Annotated in this window: 14 protein-coding genes, 1 pseudogene and 1 riboswitch; of the genes and pseudogenes, 3 read left to right on the plus strand and 12 right to left on the minus strand. The window is 72.6% G+C overall.

Features of this window, described 5'->3' with window-relative positions:
• Nucleotides 1-129: 129 nt before the first annotated feature.
• From ACIP4Z_RS13630 to ACIP4Z_RS13675, 10 genes and pseudogenes are all read right to left on the minus strand, one after another.
• Entirely contained in the window at nucleotides 130-1026 is an 897-nt protein-coding gene (locus ACIP4Z_RS13630; protein WP_401307445.1) for a hypothetical protein, read from the minus strand.
• Nucleotides 1020-2165: a galactonate dehydratase gene (gene dgoD / locus ACIP4Z_RS13635; RefSeq protein WP_355334952.1), complete on the minus strand. Its 1146-nt coding sequence runs from the start codon at nucleotides 2163-2165 to the stop codon at nucleotides 1020-1022. The genes ACIP4Z_RS13630 and dgoD overlap by 7 nt, the downstream gene beginning before the upstream one ends.
• Nucleotides 2166-2287: 122 nt before the next feature.
• Nucleotides 2288-3025 (minus strand): annotated as a pseudogene (locus ACIP4Z_RS13640) (FadR/GntR family transcriptional regulator); the annotation flags it as partial.
• A 69-nt stretch (nucleotides 3026-3094) separates the two neighbouring features.
• On the minus strand, nucleotides 3095-3853 hold the full coding sequence (locus tag ACIP4Z_RS13645; RefSeq protein WP_355334955.1) for an SDR family NAD(P)-dependent oxidoreductase: 759 nt from the start codon (nucleotides 3851-3853) through the stop codon (nucleotides 3095-3097).
• A 106-nt stretch (nucleotides 3854-3959) separates the two neighbouring features.
• Nucleotides 3960-6110 (minus strand): alpha-galactosidase, encoded by a 2151-nt coding sequence (locus tag ACIP4Z_RS13650; protein ID WP_401307449.1) that lies wholly within the window; start codon nucleotides 6108-6110, stop codon nucleotides 3960-3962.
• Nucleotides 6107-7039, minus strand: a complete 933-nt coding sequence (locus tag ACIP4Z_RS13655) for a carbohydrate ABC transporter permease (RefSeq protein WP_355334959.1) — start codon at nucleotides 7037-7039, stop codon at nucleotides 6107-6109. Before ACIP4Z_RS13655 ends, ACIP4Z_RS13650 begins: the two co-directional genes overlap by 4 nt.
• Complete coding sequence (locus ACIP4Z_RS13660) at nucleotides 7036-7971, minus strand: carbohydrate ABC transporter permease (RefSeq protein WP_401307453.1); 936 nt, start codon at nucleotides 7969-7971, stop codon at nucleotides 7036-7038. The genes ACIP4Z_RS13655 and ACIP4Z_RS13660 overlap by 4 nt, the downstream gene beginning before the upstream one ends.
• A gap of 1 nt (nucleotide 7972) precedes the next feature.
• The gene (locus ACIP4Z_RS13665) at nucleotides 7973-9265 is read right to left on the minus strand and encodes an ABC transporter substrate-binding protein (RefSeq protein WP_355334962.1); all 1293 of its coding nucleotides are present in this window, start codon (nucleotides 9263-9265) and stop codon (nucleotides 7973-7975) included.
• Nucleotides 9266-9438: 173 nt separating this feature from the next.
• Nucleotides 9439-11583 (minus strand): glycoside hydrolase family 27 protein, encoded by a 2145-nt coding sequence (locus ACIP4Z_RS13670; protein WP_401307456.1) that lies wholly within the window; start codon nucleotides 11581-11583, stop codon nucleotides 9439-9441.
• A gap of 121 nt (nucleotides 11584-11704) precedes the next feature.
• Nucleotides 11705-12607, minus strand: a complete 903-nt coding sequence (locus ACIP4Z_RS13675; RefSeq protein ID WP_391047806.1) for a helix-turn-helix domain-containing protein — start codon at nucleotides 12605-12607, stop codon at nucleotides 11705-11707.
• Between the two features lie 205 nt (nucleotides 12608-12812).
• Here ACIP4Z_RS13675 and ACIP4Z_RS13680 point away from each other — a divergent pair, with 205 nt between their 5' ends.
• A complete protein-coding gene (locus tag ACIP4Z_RS13680) occupies nucleotides 12813-13589 on the plus strand; it encodes an SDR family oxidoreductase (RefSeq protein WP_401307460.1) in 777 nt (258 codons plus the stop codon).
• A gap of 17 nt (nucleotides 13590-13606) precedes the next feature.
• On the opposite strand, the gene ACIP4Z_RS13685 is transcribed toward ACIP4Z_RS13680, so the two are convergent.
• Nucleotides 13607-13927 carry a multidrug efflux SMR transporter gene (locus ACIP4Z_RS13685; RefSeq protein ID WP_188280976.1) on the minus strand — a complete coding sequence of 107 codons (321 nt, stop codon included), beginning with the start codon at nucleotides 13925-13927 and terminating at the stop codon, nucleotides 13607-13609.
• 32 nt (nucleotides 13928-13959) lie between these two features.
• Nucleotides 13960-14030: riboswitch (guanidine-III (ykkC-III) riboswitch) on the minus strand.
• Between the two features lie 194 nt (nucleotides 14031-14224).
• On the opposite strand from ACIP4Z_RS13685, the gene ACIP4Z_RS13690 reads away from it, so the two are divergent.
• A complete protein-coding gene (locus ACIP4Z_RS13690) occupies nucleotides 14225-14911 on the plus strand; it encodes a TetR/AcrR family transcriptional regulator (protein WP_355334974.1) in 687 nt (228 codons plus the stop codon).
• Nucleotides 14912-14946: 35 nt separating this feature from the next.
• On the opposite strand, the gene ACIP4Z_RS13695 is transcribed toward ACIP4Z_RS13690, so the two are convergent.
• Nucleotides 14947-15684, minus strand: coding sequence for an SDR family NAD(P)-dependent oxidoreductase (locus tag ACIP4Z_RS13695; protein ID WP_401307464.1), 738 nt, complete (start codon nucleotides 15682-15684; stop codon nucleotides 14947-14949).
• 91 nt (nucleotides 15685-15775) lie between these two features.
• Between ACIP4Z_RS13695 and ACIP4Z_RS13700 the strand changes: the two genes are divergently transcribed.
• Nucleotides 15776-16639, plus strand: coding sequence for a LysR family transcriptional regulator (locus ACIP4Z_RS13700; protein WP_401307467.1), 864 nt, complete (start codon nucleotides 15776-15778; stop codon nucleotides 16637-16639).

A 16639-nucleotide genomic window follows, 5' to 3' on the forward strand; every position in this document is an offset into this window, starting at 1 on the left:
TGTTCCTTTCCTGTTGCGGTGATTCGGACGGCGTGGGTCCGGGCGGTCGGTGGGGTCGGGGTGAGCCGGTCGCGGTGCGGTGAGCCGGTCGTGGTGAGCCGGACACGGTCAGCCGATCCCGTCGAGGGTTCAGCGGTTCTGGGCGGACGCGGCGGCGGTGGCGGCGGAAGCACCGGCGGCCGTGACCGTGAGCCGCCAGCGGACCTCGCCGCTCGCGGGCACGCGGGCCGCGTCCCCCTCCCCCGCTGTCGCCAGGTCGAAGACCCGCCCGAGCATCGGCTCCATGCCGATCGAGCGGTACGGCGCGCCCTCGGGGAAGCCGCCCAGATTCCGCCACAGGGCGATGGACGCGGGCTGACCGGCCACGTCGAGCGCGAACCGCAGCCGGTCGGGCCCGTCGTGCACGGTCGCCGTCGCGGCCTCGACGACCGCGCCGCTCGCCGTACCGTCGTCGGGCCCGAGCAGGTCGAAGCGGGTACGCGTCCCGTCGCCCGTGCCCCCGGCGGACGGCCAGGTGAACGGCTCGCGCCGCGCGCCCCCGTCCGGGTAGTGCAGGGCCTGTGCGCCGGGCGGCAGTTCGATCCGGCCGTCCCGCGACACGTCGAGGAGCGCGTGGGCGGCCCACAGGAAGCGGTAGCCGGGCGCGGCGGTCAGCCGGTAGTCGACCACCGCGCCGCCGCCGGGGCCGCCCCCGATCCGCCGGGTGAGCCGGAAGTCGGGGTGGTCGACCCGGTCCGCGCCATCCGCGCCGCCCGCGCCATCTGCGCCGTCCCCGCCGTTCTCGCGCCGCCAGGGGCGCGACCACACGTCGCCGTGGTCGGGGACGCCCCGGACGGTGGGCAGGCACTCCTCCACACCGCCCGCGTCGGCGAAGGCGTCACCGGGCGCGACGCCCGCGCGACGCGGCTCGTCCCGGTGCCAGAGCCATTCGCGGTCCCCGGCCCGCAGCGACGTCCAACGGCCGCCGTGCGCAAGGTCGGTGACGATCCGTACGGGAAGCGCCACCCCGGTCAGCGCTGTCACCATTCCGCGAACGACCCGTCGGCGTGCCGCCACACCGGATTGCGCCAGGCGTGCCCACCGCGGTCGGCGGCGCGTACCGCCGCCTCGTCCACGGTGATCCCGAGCCCCGGCAGCCCGGTGCGCTGCGCCTGGCCGTCCACGAAGCGGAACGGCTCGGTGTCCACCAGATAGGACAGGAGGTCGGCGTCCTTGTTGTAGTGGATGCCGCGGCTCTGCTCCTGGATGAGGAAGTTCGGCGTGCAGAAGGCGACTTGGAGGCTGGCGGCGAGCGAGATCGGCCCGAGCGGGCAGTGCGGGGCGAGTTGGGCGCCGTACGTCTCGGCGAGCGACGCGATCCGCGTCACCTCGGTGATGCCCCCGGCGTGCGAGAGGTCCGGCTGCGCCACGGCTATGCCCGCGGTGAGCGCGGGCAGGAACTCCGCGCGCCCGTAAAGGCGTTCACCGGTCGCGATCGGCACTTCGGTGGAGGCCACCAGGCCGCCGAGCAGATGTCCCAGCTCCGGCAGCAGCGGCTCCTCGACGAACAGCGGGTGCAGCGGCGCGATTTCACGCAGGACACGCCGGGCGCCCGCGGCGGTGAAGCGGCCGTGAAAGTCGACGGCGACATCGCGTCCGGGGCCGAGCGCCTGGCGCGCGGCGGCCACCCGCTCCACGACGGCGGCGGTCTCGGCGGGCGTGGTGAGCGCCGACGTGCGGCCGGCCGCGTTCATCTTGACGGCGGTGAAGCCCGCCTCGACCTGCGCGCCGACGTCCTCCGCGAGCCGCGCGGGCTCGTCGCCGCCGACCCAGGCGTAGACCCGGACCGCGTCCCTGACCGGACCGCCGAGCAGGCCGTACACGGGGGCGCCGTACGTCTTGCCCGCGATGTCCCACAGCGCGTGGTCGAGACCGGCGACGGCGCTGGAGAGCACCGGGCCGCCGCGGTAGAAGCCGCCCTTGGTGAGCACCTGCCAGTGGTCCTGGATCCGCAGCGGGTCCTGGCCGATCAGATACTCGGCCAGGACGTCGACGGCGGCGCGCACCACCTCGGCCCGCCCCTCGACCACGGGTTCGCCCCAGCCGACGACGCCCTCGTCCGTCTCGATCCGGCAGAACAGCCACCGGGGCGGTACGAGGAAGGTCTCGACGCGCACTATCTTCACTTCGCCGCCTCTGAAGCCGTGGAGGTCTGGGATTCCTTGGTTGCCCGCGCCGTTTCGGATGCCTGCGCCCTTTCGGATGCCCGCGCCGTTTCGGATGCCCCGGTTGTCCCGGACCCGCCGGACCCGCCGGACCCCTCGACCGCCTCGGCGCCCGAGCCGTGCACCAGGTCCAGGTCGCGGACGGCCTGGTCGAGCAGGGCCCGCATGGCGCGCTCGGCGGCGTCCGGGTCCTGGTCGCGTACCGCGTCGAGGACGGCCCGGTGGCTGGGCACCGGGTCCTGGCCGTGCGGGGAGCTGTGCACGATCTCGTCGCGGTGCGCGAGACCGGACTCGATCACCATCTCCATCCGCTCCAGCAGTTCGTTGTGGGTGGCGGCGAGCAGGGCGCGGTGGAAGGCGAGGTCGGCCTCGACCGCGTGCGCGGCGCCGCCCTCGTCCTCCCCCATCGCGGTGAGCGCGGCGTCCAGCGCGACCAGGTCGCCGTCGGTACGGCGCACCGCCGCCAGCCGTACGGCGGCCGGTTCGACGATCCCGCGGACCTCACCGAGGCTGCGCAGCAGCCCCAGGTCGGCCCCGGTGCCGGTGCCGCCCGCGAACTGCCAGCGCAGCACGTCGGCGTCCAGCAGATTCCAGTCGGCGCGGGCTCTGACGAAGGTGCCGCGTTTCTGCCGCGCGTCGACCATCCCCTTGGCCGCCAGCACCTTCAGCGATTCGCGCAGCGCGGTGAGACTGACGTCCAACTCGCTCTGCAACGCCACGAGATCGAGTGTCGCCCCTTCGGGGATCTCGCCGCTGAGCACCCGGCGCGCGAGAGTCTCCACGGTCTGCCCGTGCACTCCGCGGCGCGCGTATGGCGTCATGTCGTTCTGCCTTTCTCCAGGTCGGGTGGGGTACCCCGGGTGAGGTACGGCGATGGTGCTGGGCGGCGGTCAGGCCGAGGCCTTGGTGACACTCCAGCCGCCGTCCACCAGCAGGCTCGAACCAGTGATGTACGAGGCGTCGTCCGAGGCGAGGAAGGCGATGGCCGCGGCGACCTCCTCCGGGCGGCCGAAGCGGCGCGCCGCGGTCTCCGCGACGCTGCGGGCCCGGTCCTCCTCGGGCACCCGGTCCCAGGCAGCGGTGAGGATCGGACCGGGGAGCACGGCGTTGACCCGGACCTCGGGCCCGTACTCGACGGCCAGTTGGCCGCTCAGCGACAGCAGCGCGCCCTTGGCCGCCGCGTAGGCGGGGTGGCCGGGGATGCCCTTGTGCGCGTGGACGGAGGAGGTGAGGACGGCGGCGCCGCGCGCGGTGCGCAGGTCGGGCAGCAGCGCCCGGAAGCCGAGGAAGCCGCCGGTGAGGTTGACCGCGAGCTGACGCTCCCAGGAGGCGACGGACATCTCGTGGGCCGGGGCCACGTCGACGGTGTAGGCGTTGGAGACCAGGGCCGCCACGGGGCCGTAGGCGTGCGCCACCGCGACGATCCGCTCCCAGTCCTCGGGGTCGGACACGTCCGCCCGTACGGACACCGCCCGGCCGCCCTCCTCGCGGATGCCCGCGGCGACGCCCTCGGCGCGGTCGGCCGCGATGTCGGCGAGGACCACGGCGGCGCCCTCGGCCGCGAGCCGTTCTGCGGTGGCCGCGCCGATCCCGGAAGCGGCTCCGGTGACCACGGCCACCTTGTCGGCGAAGCGGAGTGCTGCGTTCATGTGCTGGTCCTGCTCCTCGGTACGGTGGGGCTGGTCGGTGCGGTCGGTGCGGTCGGTGCGGTCGGGTCGCTCGGTGCGGTCGGACCGGTCCGGGCCTCCCGCGACTTTAGTGACGCCCGGAGCCGTCGGCGGCCTCCTGCCGCGCCAGCACGACGAGTTCGGCGTCGTGTCGACCGGTCCAGCCGAACGGCAGGCCGCTGTGGAGCAGATACGCCCCGCTGTACACCGTCCCGTCCGCCGTGTCGGTGTAGCGGGCGGCGGGGTCCAGGCCGCGCAGCCGCAGCCGCGAGGCGCGTCCGGGGACCAGCGGCGCGCCGTCGAGCCGTCCGGTGCTCCACGCGGTGACCACGACCCGCGCGCCGCCGCGCTCCTCGTACTGGACACCGCAGGTCGGATCGGCGGGGCCGTTCAGCAGCCGGGCCGTGCCGTGGTGGACGACGTCGCGGATCTCCTTGTAGCGGGCGATCCAGCCCGCCGCCTCGGTGCGCTGCTCCGGCGTCCAGGCGCGGATGTCGGCGCCGATGCCGAGCACGCCCGCGATGGCGAGGACGAAGCGGAAGGCCAGGGAGCGGGGCCGCGGGTCGAAGACGCCGGGCGCGTCGGTGACCCAGGAGCTCATGGTGTGCGGGGCGTGCGCGTGCAGATAGCCGTACTGGATGGCGAGCCGGTCGAGCGGCGCGGTGTTGTCGCTGGGCCAGACCACGTCGGTACGGGCCAGCGTGGCGTGTTCGATGCGGGCGCCGCCGCCCGCGCAGCCCTCGACGGTGACGTGCGGGTGGTGGGCGCGCAGGTGGTCGAGGACCCGCAGGTATCCGGCGACGTGGTCGGCGTCGAGGTCCTGGCCCGCGGCCGGTCCCGTGTCGGGCCTGCCGCGCTCGGTCGGCGGGCGGTTCATGTCCCACTTGAGGTAGCTGACGGCGTGTTCGCCGAGCAGCCGGTCCAAGGTGGCGATCACGAAGTCCTGCACGTCCACCCGGCCGAGGTCGAGCAGCAGTTGCTCGCGGACGAGGGTCGCCGGGCGGCCGTCGATCCGGTACACCCACTCGGGGTGCTTGGCGTACAGCTCGGACCGCGGGCTGATCGCCTCGGGCTCGACCCACAGGCCGAAGTCCATGCCGGTGGCGCGGACCCGCTCGATGAAGCCGTCGAATCCCTCGGGGAAGTTGGCCGGGTCCGGGGTCCAGTCGCCCAGTCCCCCGGTCTCGTCCTGCCGCCCGCGGAACCAGCCGTCGTCCACGACGAAGAGTTCGACGCCCATGTCGGCGGCGACGGCGGCCAGTTCGAGCTGCGCGTCGGCCTCGACGTCGAAGCCGGTGGCCTCCCAGGAGTTGTACTGCACCTTGCGGGTACGGTGCAGCCGCTCGCCGCTCAGCGCGCGCTCGTACGCGTGCCAGATCCGCGTCAGTCCGTCGAGCCCTTCCGAGCTGAAGGCGCAGGCGACGCGCGGGGTGGTGAGCGTGGCGCCGGGCGCGAGGCGGACGGACTCCTCGTGCGGCAGCCGTCCGGCGCGTACGCGGACGATCCCGCCGGGTTCCGCGTCCGCGGTGATGTGCCAGTTGCCCGACCACTCCAACGCGATGCCGTAGGTGGGGGTGTCGCCCTCCTGCGGGGCGGCGGCGTCCTGGACCGCGAGCCAGGGCGCGTAGGCGTGGCCCGGCACTCCCTGGGTGGAGGCCATCTCGAACCGGCCCCTGACGAGGTCGAGTTGGGTGCGCTGGAACTCCTGCGACCACTGGCCCGTGAGGTAGGTGAGCCGGCCGCCCTCGCCGTCGGTGACGGGGACGCTGATCGCGGCGGAGTCCAGGCGTTCCAGGCGCAGTTCGTCCGGTCCCGTGCAGGTCAGCTCGGTCCAGCGCAGCAGTACGTCGGTGCCGGACACGGTCTCGTAGCGCAGCGCGACCCGCAGTCCGAGGTGGTCGTCGGTGAAGTCCAGGCGCAGCGACCGGTCGTCGTCCTGTGTGGCGCGCTCGAAGGTCCACCACACGCCGCGTTCGCCGTCGGGGCGGCGTACGACGAGGTCGGCGCCGCCGAAGGGACGCATGCCCTGGGGCAGGTATTCGGCCGGGGCGGCGTCGGCGGGGGTGATGTAGTGGGTGCGGCGCGACCAGTCCAGCGGGGACGGGCCGGTCTCGGCGCCGTGCGGGCCCCAGGCGGCGACCTCGGCCCACCGCCCGTCGCCGCCGAGGCGGACGGCGTAGGCGGTGGTGTCGGTGCGCAGCAGCCACGGTGCGGCCGACGGCGTTGCGGACGGGGTCACTTGACTGCTCCCAGGTTGAGTCCGGCCACGAAGTGCCGCTGGAATCGGAGGAAGACGATGACGGTCGGGGCGGCGGCGATCACGGAACCGGCCGCGATGACGTTCCACATGGAGACGTACTGGCCCTGGAGGCCGATCAGCGACGCGGTGATCGGCATCTTGCTGTCGGTGCGCAGCACGGTGATGGCCCACAGCAGGTCGTTGAAGATCCACGTGAACGACAGCGCGGTGAGCGCGGCGAGCGCGGGCCTGGCGAGCGGCAGGATGATCCGCGTGTAGATCTGCCAGGGGCCCGCTCCGTCGATGACGGCGGCCTGCTGGATCTCCGGCGGGATGGACCGCATGAAGCCGTGCAGCACGAAGACGTAGAAGCCGACGCCGAAGCCGACCTGGACGCCGATGAGGGCGTACAGCGAGTCGTAGAAGCCCAGTTGCTCGCTGAGCTTGGAGACCGGGATCAGCAGGATCTGCGGCGGCAGCAGATTGCCGCTGAGCATCACCAGCAGCAGTACGCGGCGCAGCGGCACGTCGTAGCGGCTGAGCGCGAAGGCGGCCATCGAGGCGAGCAGCAGCGAGATCAGCACGGTGGGGACGGACACCAGCATGCTGTTGATCAGCGCGCGCTGCTGTCCGCCGTCGACCCATGCCTGGCGGAAGCCGTCGAGGGTGAAGGAGTGCGGCAGGCCGCCGAGGCCGTTGGCGGCGATGTCGTCGAAGGAGCGGGTGCTGGTGACCAGTACGACGACGATGGGGATCAGCCAGATCAGCGACAGCAGTCCCGCGCCGGTGTGGAAGGCGGCGGTCCCCCAGGCGCGGCGCCGGTCGGGCCGACGGCTCCCGCCGCGCGCGGCCTTCGCACCGGCACCCGCGTCCTCGCCGGTACGGTCCGCGGTCGGCGCCGCGTCGGCGCCCGCGTGCGTGACGGTCATGAGTCGGCCTCCTTGAAGGCGCGCACCAGGTACGACGCGATCACGCCGAACGCCAGCACGAAGATCACGACGGCGAGCGCGGAACCGTAGCCGAGCCGCAGGGACTGGAAGGCGGTGGAGTACATGTACGTGCTGAGCAGTTCGGAGGAGTGGTACGGGCCGCCGCGGGTGAGCGCCCACACCACGTCGAAGGAGCGCAGCGAGTCGATGATGATGACCGACAGCACGACCGCGTTGACGCTGCTGAGCTGCGGCAGCGTGATGTGCCGGAACTGCTGCCAGCGGGAGGCGCCGTCGACCTTGGCGGCCTCGTAGAGCATCGGGTCGATGCCCTTGAGTCCGGCCAGGTAGAGCACCATCACGTAGCCGATCTGCCGCCACAGGGCGGGCAAGATCACGGCGTAGAAGGCGGTGTCCTGGTCGGCGAGCCAGGGGTGGGTGAGGCTGCCGAGTCCGAGGCCGGACAGGGTGTGGTTGATCAGGCCGTCCGGCTGGTACATCGCCTGCCAGACCAGGGCGGTCGCGGTCAGCGAGAACACCACGGGAAGGAAGAGCGCGGCCCGGTAGAAGCCGACCCCGCGCCGCTCCTGCTGGAGCAGCAGGGCCGCGCCGAGGCCGAGCGCGGCGGACAGGCCGCCGAAGAGCACCAGCCACAGCACGGTGTCGAGCACGGCGGTGTGGAAGACGCTGTCGTGCACCATCTCCCGGTAGTTGCCCAGGCCGATGAACCGCGGCGCCGAGACCCCGTCCCACTTGGTCAGCGAGAGGTAGAAGCCCTGGAGGGCGGGCCAGAAGACCCAGAAGCCCTCGGCGAGCAGCGGGACCAGGACGAAGGCGAGGACGACGGGCGGGACCCGGGTCGCCTGCTTGCGCTTCTTCGGCTTCCCCGGCTTCTTGCCCGGGTCCGCGCGGGTCGCGGTGAGCACCGCCATCTCACTGGCTCCAGATCTTCTGCGCGTCCCGCTGCCAGGTGGTGAGGATCGAGTCGATCTCCTTGGGCTTGGCCAGGAACTTCGTCAGCGCGGTGTCGGCGGTCGGCTGGAGGGCGTCGCTGGAGTCGCGGTTGAAGAACTGCGTGACCTCGGCGGCGCTCTCGATCAGCGCGCGGCCCTTCTTCACCAGCGGGGTGCCGCTGTCCTTGGCCTTGGGGTTGGTCGGCAGCGCGGTGCCGGAGGAGCCCTTGATGTAGGTCTCCTGCGCCGGGGCGGTGGCCAGATACCGCATGAAGTCCTTGACCTCGTCCCGGTGGCCGGTGCGGGCGCTGGCGAAGTAGCCGTCGGTGGGGCCCTCCTCGGCCATCGGGATCTTGGCGTCGATCACCGGGAAGCGGAAGAAGTCGATGTCGTCCAGTTCGCCCTTCGGGGCGGAGTCGGCGAAGAAGGTGCCGATCAGCATCATCCCGGTGCGGCCCTGGAGCAGCGCCGTGGTGGCGTCCTGGAAGGCGAGCGCGGTGCCGTTGGGGTCGAAGTACGGCAGCGCCTCGGCCCACTTGTCGAAGACCTTGCGGACCTCGGGGTCGTCGAAGCGGTGCTTCCCCGCGAGCAGGTCGCGGTGGTACTGGGCGCCGTTGATACGGATGTTGAGGTAGTCGAACCAGGACGACGCGACCCACGCGGTGCCGCCGCCCGCGCCGAGGCCGATCGGCGCGACGCCCTTGGACTTGAGCGTCTCGCACAGGGCCATGAACTCGTCCCAGGTCTTGGGCTCCTGGACGCCCCACTTCGCGAAGTTCGACTTCCGGTAGAACACGCCCCACCAGTAGTACGTGGCGGGCACGAACACCTTCTGGCCCGACGAGGAGGTGCACAGCGTCTGGAGCGCCTTGGAGTAGCCGGACAGCTCCGGCTCGGCCCAGATGTCGCCGACGTCGAGCAGCAGATTCCTCTTGGCGTACGAGTCCGCGACCGAGCCGGGGTACCAGGTGAGCAGGTCCGGCGGGTTGCCGGAGGTGAGGTACGTCGGGAGCTGGGTGCGGAAGGTCTCAGAGGCGACCGTGTTCAGCTTGGCCTTGCCGTCGCCCTGCTTGTTGTACGCGGCCACGAGGTCCTGCATCGCGGCCTTCGCCTGCGGGGACGACAGGTTGGACTGAAGGGTGACCGGGCCCTTGCCCGACTGGGTCTTGGCACCGGACGAGCCGGAGGTGACGCAGCTACTCATCATCGCCGCGGCGCCGACGGCGCCCGCACCGGCGAGGAACCGGCGGCGGCTGGGTTGCGAGGTGTTCATGGGACTCCCTTACGCCCACGGAACGGGGCCCGGCCCCCTGACGACCGGGCCCTCGTTCGGCTGGTACAGACTGTCGTGACGGCGGAGCGCCGTCAAGATTAATTCCTAATTTATTTACTTAGGCACGTCCGTGGCCCGTGCGCGATCCCGCACCGGACGCCGTACTCGACCTGTCAGAGCGTGCTCTGGCGGACGGCTCCGCCCACCCCGCGGAAGACCACCAGCACGCCCCCGTCCGCCGCGGCCGTGGCCCCGGCCGACCCGTCGAGCGCCCCGCTCACGAACGCCGTGCGCGGGTACCACCCCGACCAGGTGTCGCTCGCGGCGTCGTACCCCCGCTGCCAGAGCGTGTAGTCCGAGGCCCGCGCGAGCAGTTGGACGGTGCCGCCCGCCGTGACCAGCGTGGGCGCGGCACTGATGGTGCCGCCCAGCGACGACCAGCCCGACCAGGCGCCCGAGGTGTCGCGCACCCGCGTCCACACCGCGTCGTCCGCGGCCCGCACCGCCACATGGATCCGGCCCGCGGCGTCGGCGACGGCCGACGGCCGTCCATACAGCGCCAGTCCGTCCGGCGCGCCGATCGAGGTCCAGCCGGTGCGCGGGCCGCGGCTGCGGACCGTGCCGTCGCTCCCGGTGGCGAACAGCGTCCACCGGTCGGGGCCGTCGAAGGCGACGGTCGGCGCGTCCGCGAGCCGCCCGCCCAGGCTCTGCCAGCCGCCCCAGCGGCCGTGTTCGTAGGTCCGCCGGTACGCGGCGCCGTCCGTGCCGCGCACGAACACGTCGATCCGGCCGCCCGCGCTGCCGTACGCGGCGGGGTCGCCGAGGAACCGGCCGCGGGTGGGGCCGCCGAGGTCGGCGGTGCGCGCCGGCCAGTGACCGTCCCGGCCGGTGCGCGCCCGCAGTTCGCCGCCGTCGCCGCGGGTGAACGCGGTCAGCGTGGCGCCGTCGCGCACCAGCGCGGGGCTCGCCGTGGACCGGCCGCCGAGCGTGACGCCGGGCGCGTCGTCGCGCCCGGTGAGCTTCAGGAAGGCGGTGCCGTGGGCCGGGACGGTGACGGTGTACGAGCCGCTGCGCGTGCCCCGGTCGGCGCGCGCCCGCAGGTCGCGTACGGCCACGTTGCCGGTCAGCCCGGCGGCGGCGAAGTCGACCGTGCGCGCGGCGGGCCGGTCCGAGCGGTTGAGCAGGACGACCGCGCGGCGGCCCGCGCCCTGGAGGACCTTGCTGTAGACGTCGCCGGTCGCGTCCGTGGCCACCCGTACGCCCTGGATCGCCAGCGGGTCCTGGTCGACGGCGAGGATCTCCGGATTGCGCAGCGTGTCGAGCATCGCCTTGGGCAGGGTGCGCGGGTCGGAGCCGATGACCAGCGGGGATGCCATCTCCGCCCACATCACGAGCTGCGTGGTGGACTCCTCCTGCGTCAGCTCGTACGAGCCGTCGGGCATCTTCCGCATCGGGATCAGATAGTCGGGGTCGTTGTAGTGGCCGGGGCCCTGCGCCTCGGGGTGCCAGGCGTTGGCGTCCATGTTGCGCAGCACATTGGGCCACTCGTCCGCGGTCGGCGTGCCGTAGGCGATGTCGGTGCCACTGCGCCAGGAGTCGGCGGCGGTCGGCCCGTACACGTACGCGTTGTGCGCGTCCTGCGCCGGGGTGTGCGGCAGACCCCAGTCGTCGGTGAGCGGGTTGCACAGGTTGAGGATCATCGGGCGGCCGGACTTCGCGACGGCGTCGCTGAACTCCTTGAAGGCCGGGCCGGGATCGAGCTTTTCCGCGATGCCGCACAGGAAGTCGACCTTGACCGCGTCGATCTTCCAGGCGGCGAACTGGTCGGCGTCCTGCCGGTAGTGGCCGCGGCTGCCGAGCCCGCAGTTCGCCGGGTCGTAGTCGCCCGCGTCGGTGTAGATGCCGGCCTTGAGTCCGCGCTGGTGCAGATAGGTCACCAACGCCGGTATGCCGGAGGGGAATCGGTCCCGGTTGGCGGTCAGGCGTCCGGCGCTGTCGCGGGGCGTGTCGGCCTGCCAGCCGCCGTCGAGCCACACGATGTCGTAGCCGCTGTCGCGCAGACCGCTGCTGACGAGGTGGTCGGCGACGCTTCTGACCTGGGCCTCGGTGGGGGCGCCGAGGCCGTAGTAGGTGTTCCAGCCCATGTACGGCGTCGGCGCGAGGCCGCTGTCGTAGAAGGCGGGGGCGCCGTCGGCGGCGGTACGCGCCGGGGCGTCGGCATGCGCCGCCCCCGGCACCGCGACCGCGAGCAGTACGCCCGCTCCCGCCGTCGCCACGGCGCGCCGGGCACGCGCCGTCCCTGAACGATGCGAAGTCATGAAGGGTCTCCCGAGAGTTGGGGATACGCGGACGGCCGCCTCCCGGAACACCGGGGACCGCCGCCACGACGAAGACTGTGGCGGCGGTCCCGAACCCTGTCAACGATAATTCCTAATTAACTTAAATTTGCAGCTCCGGGTCGCTGTCCTGGCCGCTTCCCCGGCCGCCGTCGCGCCCTTCCGGAGCGGGCGCCGTCCAGTTGCCGAGGAGCTGGAGCGCCTGGGCGCTCGGCGAGCCCGGCTCGACGGTGTAGACGCACAGCGTCTGGTCCTGATCGCCGGGCGGTTGCAGCGACTCGTAGGAGAACTCCAGGTCCCCCGCGACGGGATGGCGGTAGCGCTTGATCCCGTGGGTGCGGCGCAGCACCCGGTGGTCGTTCCACCACGTGGTGAACTCCGGTGAGCGCAGGGTGAGTTCACCGACCAGGTCGGCGAGCTGGCGGTCGTTCGGGTAGCGGCCGGCCTCCAGCCGGAGCATGGCGACGGTCTCGGCGGCGAGCTGCTCCCAGTCGACGACGCGCTCGCGCGCCTCGGGGTCCAGCAGGTAGTAGCGGGCCATGTTCCGGCGGGTCGCGGGCAGCGCGTCGAAGTCGACGAGCAGCGCGCGGGCCAGCCGGTTGGACGCCAGCACGTCGGTGCGGCGGCCGAGGACGAAGGCGGGCACGTGCTCCAGCGTCTGGAGCAGCAGATGGAGTCCCGGCCGAACCCGCTGCGGTCCGCTCGGCGCGTGCCGGGAACCTGCGGGCCTGCGGGTCAGCAGGTCGGTCAGGTGCTCGCGCTCGGCGGTGTCGAGCCGCAGCGCGCGGGCGAGCGCGTCGAGCACCTCGGGCGACGGGTTCCCGCCGCGCCCCTGTTCGAGCCGGGTGTAGTACTCGGTGCTCACCCCGGCCAGCCGGGCCACCTCGTCGCGGCGCAGCCCCGGCACCCGGCGGACCCGGCCGTCGGCGGGCAGTCCCGCCTCGTCGGGGGTGATACGGGCCCGGCGCGAGCGCAGGAAGTCGGCGGTGTCGGTGCTGCGGTCCATACCCCCAGTGTGGCGGGCGGCGCGCAGGCCGCGCGCGTCGTGACTGGCCCTGTCAGTACCTGCCTCGCCGGTGCGGGTCAGGCCGTTACCTGCCTGCTCAGGGCACTTTTCGGCGCTCCGCGGCGGCGGCCCGGGTGGTGTGCTGGACGGCAGGCGGACCGAGGGTCCGCCGCCGCATCACACCGAACACGAAAGGTGGACAGCCATGTCCGCGCACGACATCAGCAAGCCCCTCACCGGCCGGGTGGCGGTCGTCACCGGCGCCTCCAGCGGTCTCGGCGAGGCGTCGGCGGAGCACCTGGCGGAACTCGGCGCGAAGGTCGCGGTGCTGGCCCGCCGCACCGACCGGCTGGACGACCTGGTCGCCCGGATCACCAAGAACGGCGGCGCCGCGCTGGCCCTGCCGGTCGACGTCACCGACCCGGAAGCCCTGCTGGCCGCCGCCGACCGGGTCGCGGCCGAACTGGGCGGCGCCGACCTGCTGTTCAACAACGCGGGCGTGATGCTGCCCTCGCCGATCGAGGAGCTGCGCACCGACCTGTGGCAGCGGCAGATCGACCTCAACGTCAAGGGCCTGATGAACGCGATCGGCGCCTTCACCCCGCAGTTGATCGCCGCCGCGGCCGAGCGCGGCGTCGCCGACCTGATCAACACCTCGTCCATCGGCGCGCGGAACATCTTCCCGACCTTCGCCGTCTACTGCGGGACGAAGGCGTTCGTGACGCATCTGTCCACGAATCTGCGGGTCGAACTCGGCCCGAAGAACGTGCGCGTCACCTCCCTGGAGCCGGGCATCGTCGGCACCGAACTCCAGACCCACGTCACGGACGCGGGCGCGCTGGAGTGGCTGGACGGCGCCCGGCGGTCGATGGAGTTCCTGGAGGCCGGGGACATCGCCAGGACCGTCGGTTTCATCGCGACGCTGCCGCCGCGGGTCAACATCCAGCAGGTCACCGTCATGCCGACGGGACAGCCGAGCTGACCCGTCGGCAGCGCCGGTCAGTGGCCGGAGGTCGCCTTCAGACCGACCACGGCGACCAGCAGCAGCGAGACGAAGAAGATCCGGGCGGCGGTCGTGGGCTCGCCGAGCACCGCCATGCCGACCACGGCCGCACCGGCCGCGCCGATGCCGACCCAGACGCCGTACGCCGTACCGATCGGCAGCGTCTTCGCCGCCTGGGAGAGCATCAGCATGCTCGCCACGATGCCCGCGCCGGTCAGCAGACTCGGGACGGGACGGGTGAAGCCGTCGGTGTACTTCATTCCGATCGACCAGGCCACTTCGAGCAGACCTGCGACAACAACAAGGACCCATGCCATGAGGGCACCTCCGTGGGTTTCGTGCTTACGGGGGTGCGCCGTCTTTGCAGGGTCCCGGTACGACGCGCTCGTCGGGTACTCATCCGACCATAGCAAATTCCGGCAATACGGCCACCGGCCGAGGTGCGGACCGGCCGCCGTTTCCGGGACAGTCCCGGAGTCGCACCCCGTATGCGTACGGCGTATACCTTGATCCTCGGCGGCACCGTTCGCGGCTGTATACGCAGTACGCTGCGTAGTGGCGGCGGCGAGGAATCCGGTGTCGCTCAGGCTGTCGACCAGGAGGTGGCGGGACCCGTGGCGGCTCACAAGCGCTTGAACAGGGACGAGCTGATTTCCACCGCGCTCGCCGTGGCCGACAGCGAAGGTCTCGAAGCCGTCACCATCCGGCGGGTCGCCCAGCAGCACGACGTGACGCCGATGGCGCTGTACCGGCACTTCCCGGACAAGGACGGGCTGTTCGACGCGGTCACCGAGCGGCTGCTGACCGACGTCCGGGTCCCGGAGCCGGACGAGCGGCCGTGGCACGAGCAGATGAACGACCTGCTGAGCGGTTTCCTCGCGGCGCTGCGCCCGCACCCCAACGCCGCCGGTCTGGTGATCACCCGGATCTTCGCCTCGGAGCCCGGTCTCGTCGTCACCGAACGCACCCTCGCGCTGCTCTCCGCGGCCGGTCTGCCGGTCGAGCAGGGCGCGCAGACCGCCGGTCAGGCGCTGTGCTCGCTGGTGACCCTCGTCATCACCGAGCCCGGCCGCAGCAATCCGGCCCTGGACCCCGAGTCCCGCGAGGAGGCCGTCAGCGCGAAGAAGGCGAGCCTGCTCGACCTCTCCCCCGACCGGTACCCGCACGTCGTGGCCGCCGCCGACGCGCTCTTGTCGTGCGCGAGCAACGACGCGTACTACCGGCGCGGTGTCGACATGATCGTCGCGGGCATGCGCGGCACGGCGCAGGACGCCCTCGCGGCCGAGGCCGTCACCGGCTGACCCGGCGCACCCTCGGGACTCGGTGCTGGAAGCCGTTACCAGGGGACGACGCCGGCGTCCTCGAAGAACCCGCCGGTCGGGCCGCCGTCGGGCAGGGTGGCGAGGCGGATGGGGGTGGCCGCGCCCTGCTGGGGGGTGCGGGGGCCGAGGAAGCCGGTGAAGTCGGTCGCGACCAGGCCGGGGCAGGCGGCGTTGATCAGGATGTTCGTACCGGCGAACTGCCGGGCGTAGTGCACGGTGACGGCGTTGAGGAACGTCTTCGTCGGCGAATAGGCCGCCATGACCGGGCCGATCTCGACGTCCGGGTCCGCCTGCCGGGTCAGGGAGGCGACGCTGCTGGAGACGTTGACGACGCGCGGCGACGCGGAGCGCCGCAGAAGGGGCAGCATCGCGTTGGTCACGCGGATGACGCCGAGGACGTTGGTCTCCACGACCGTGCGGACCAGGTCGAGGTCGAGCGTCGTCGGGTCCTGCGTCCACCCCGGCCCCGTCGGTCCTGAGATACCGGCGTTGTTGACCAGGGCGTCCAGGCGGCCCTCCCGCCGCTCGACGAGTTCCGCGGCGTCGGTGACGCTGCGGTCGCCGGTCACGTCCAGCGGCACCCCGAAGGCGTCCACCCCGGCGGCGCGCAGCTTGTCGACGGCGGCTTCGAGGCGGCCCCCGTCACGCGCTCCCACGCCCACCCGGTAGCCGAGGGCCCCGAGGCCGCTCGCGATCTCGTAGCCGATTCCCTTGTTCGCGCCGGTCACCAGCGCGATCTTCGTTTCGCTCATACCGTTGATGCTCGCCCGCGGCCGGGCCGCGCATCCAACACCGATACGGTGCTCTGTCATACCCGGCAGGTATCACACGTACGCTGGGGTCATGAACACCTTGGAGATCCGCGAGCTTCGGTACTTCACGGCGGTCGCCGAGGAACTGCACTTCGGCCGCGCCGCCGAGCGCCTCGGCATGGCCCAGCCACCGCTGTCCCGCGCGATCCAGCAGCTCGAACGGCGGCTCGGTGTCACGCTGCTGATCCGCGACCGCCGCGGGGTCGCTCTGACCGGCGCCGGTCAGGTGCTGCTGCACGAGGGCCGCGCGGCCCTGGACGCGACGGCCGCCGCCGCGCGCCGTACCCGCCGGGCCGGTGACGCCGACCGCGCGGGCGGGGCCCGCGACCGTCTGGTCCTGGCGGTGAAGGCCGCCGCGTCCCACGAGCTGCTGCACAAGCTCCTGGACGCCTACGCGGCCGAGCCGGACGCCGCCGAGATCGAGGTGCTACCGAGCGGCACGTGCGAGCAGGGCGAGATGCTGCGCGACGGCCGCGCCGACGTGGCGCTCATGCACAAGCCGTTCAACTCCCTCGCCGGATTCGACAGCGAGGAACTGATGACCGAGGGCCAGATCGCCATCCTGCCCGCAGGGCACCCCTTGGCCACGCGCAAGGTCCTGTCGCTGGCCGACGTCAGCGACCTCCCCGATCTCCCGCTCGCCCGCTGGGCCCACGACGGCACGTATCCCCCAGGCCCTGGCCCCGAGATCCACGACCAGACGCAACTGGCCCAGCTCATCGCCCTCGGCCGCACCATGGCCGTCTTCCCCGACTCCGCCCGCGCCTGGCTGTGGGCCGAGCACACCGCCGTCCCGCTCAGCGACGCTCCGCCCGTCGTCACCCACATCGCCTGGCCCGCCCACAGCCGCTCCCTCCCCCTCGCCGCCCTGGTCCGCACGGCCACCCGGCTGTGA

The sequence above is a fragment of the Streptomyces sp. NPDC088910 genome, from assembly GCF_044749865.1.
Classification (GTDB): domain Bacteria; phylum Actinomycetota; class Actinomycetes; order Streptomycetales; family Streptomycetaceae; genus Actinacidiphila.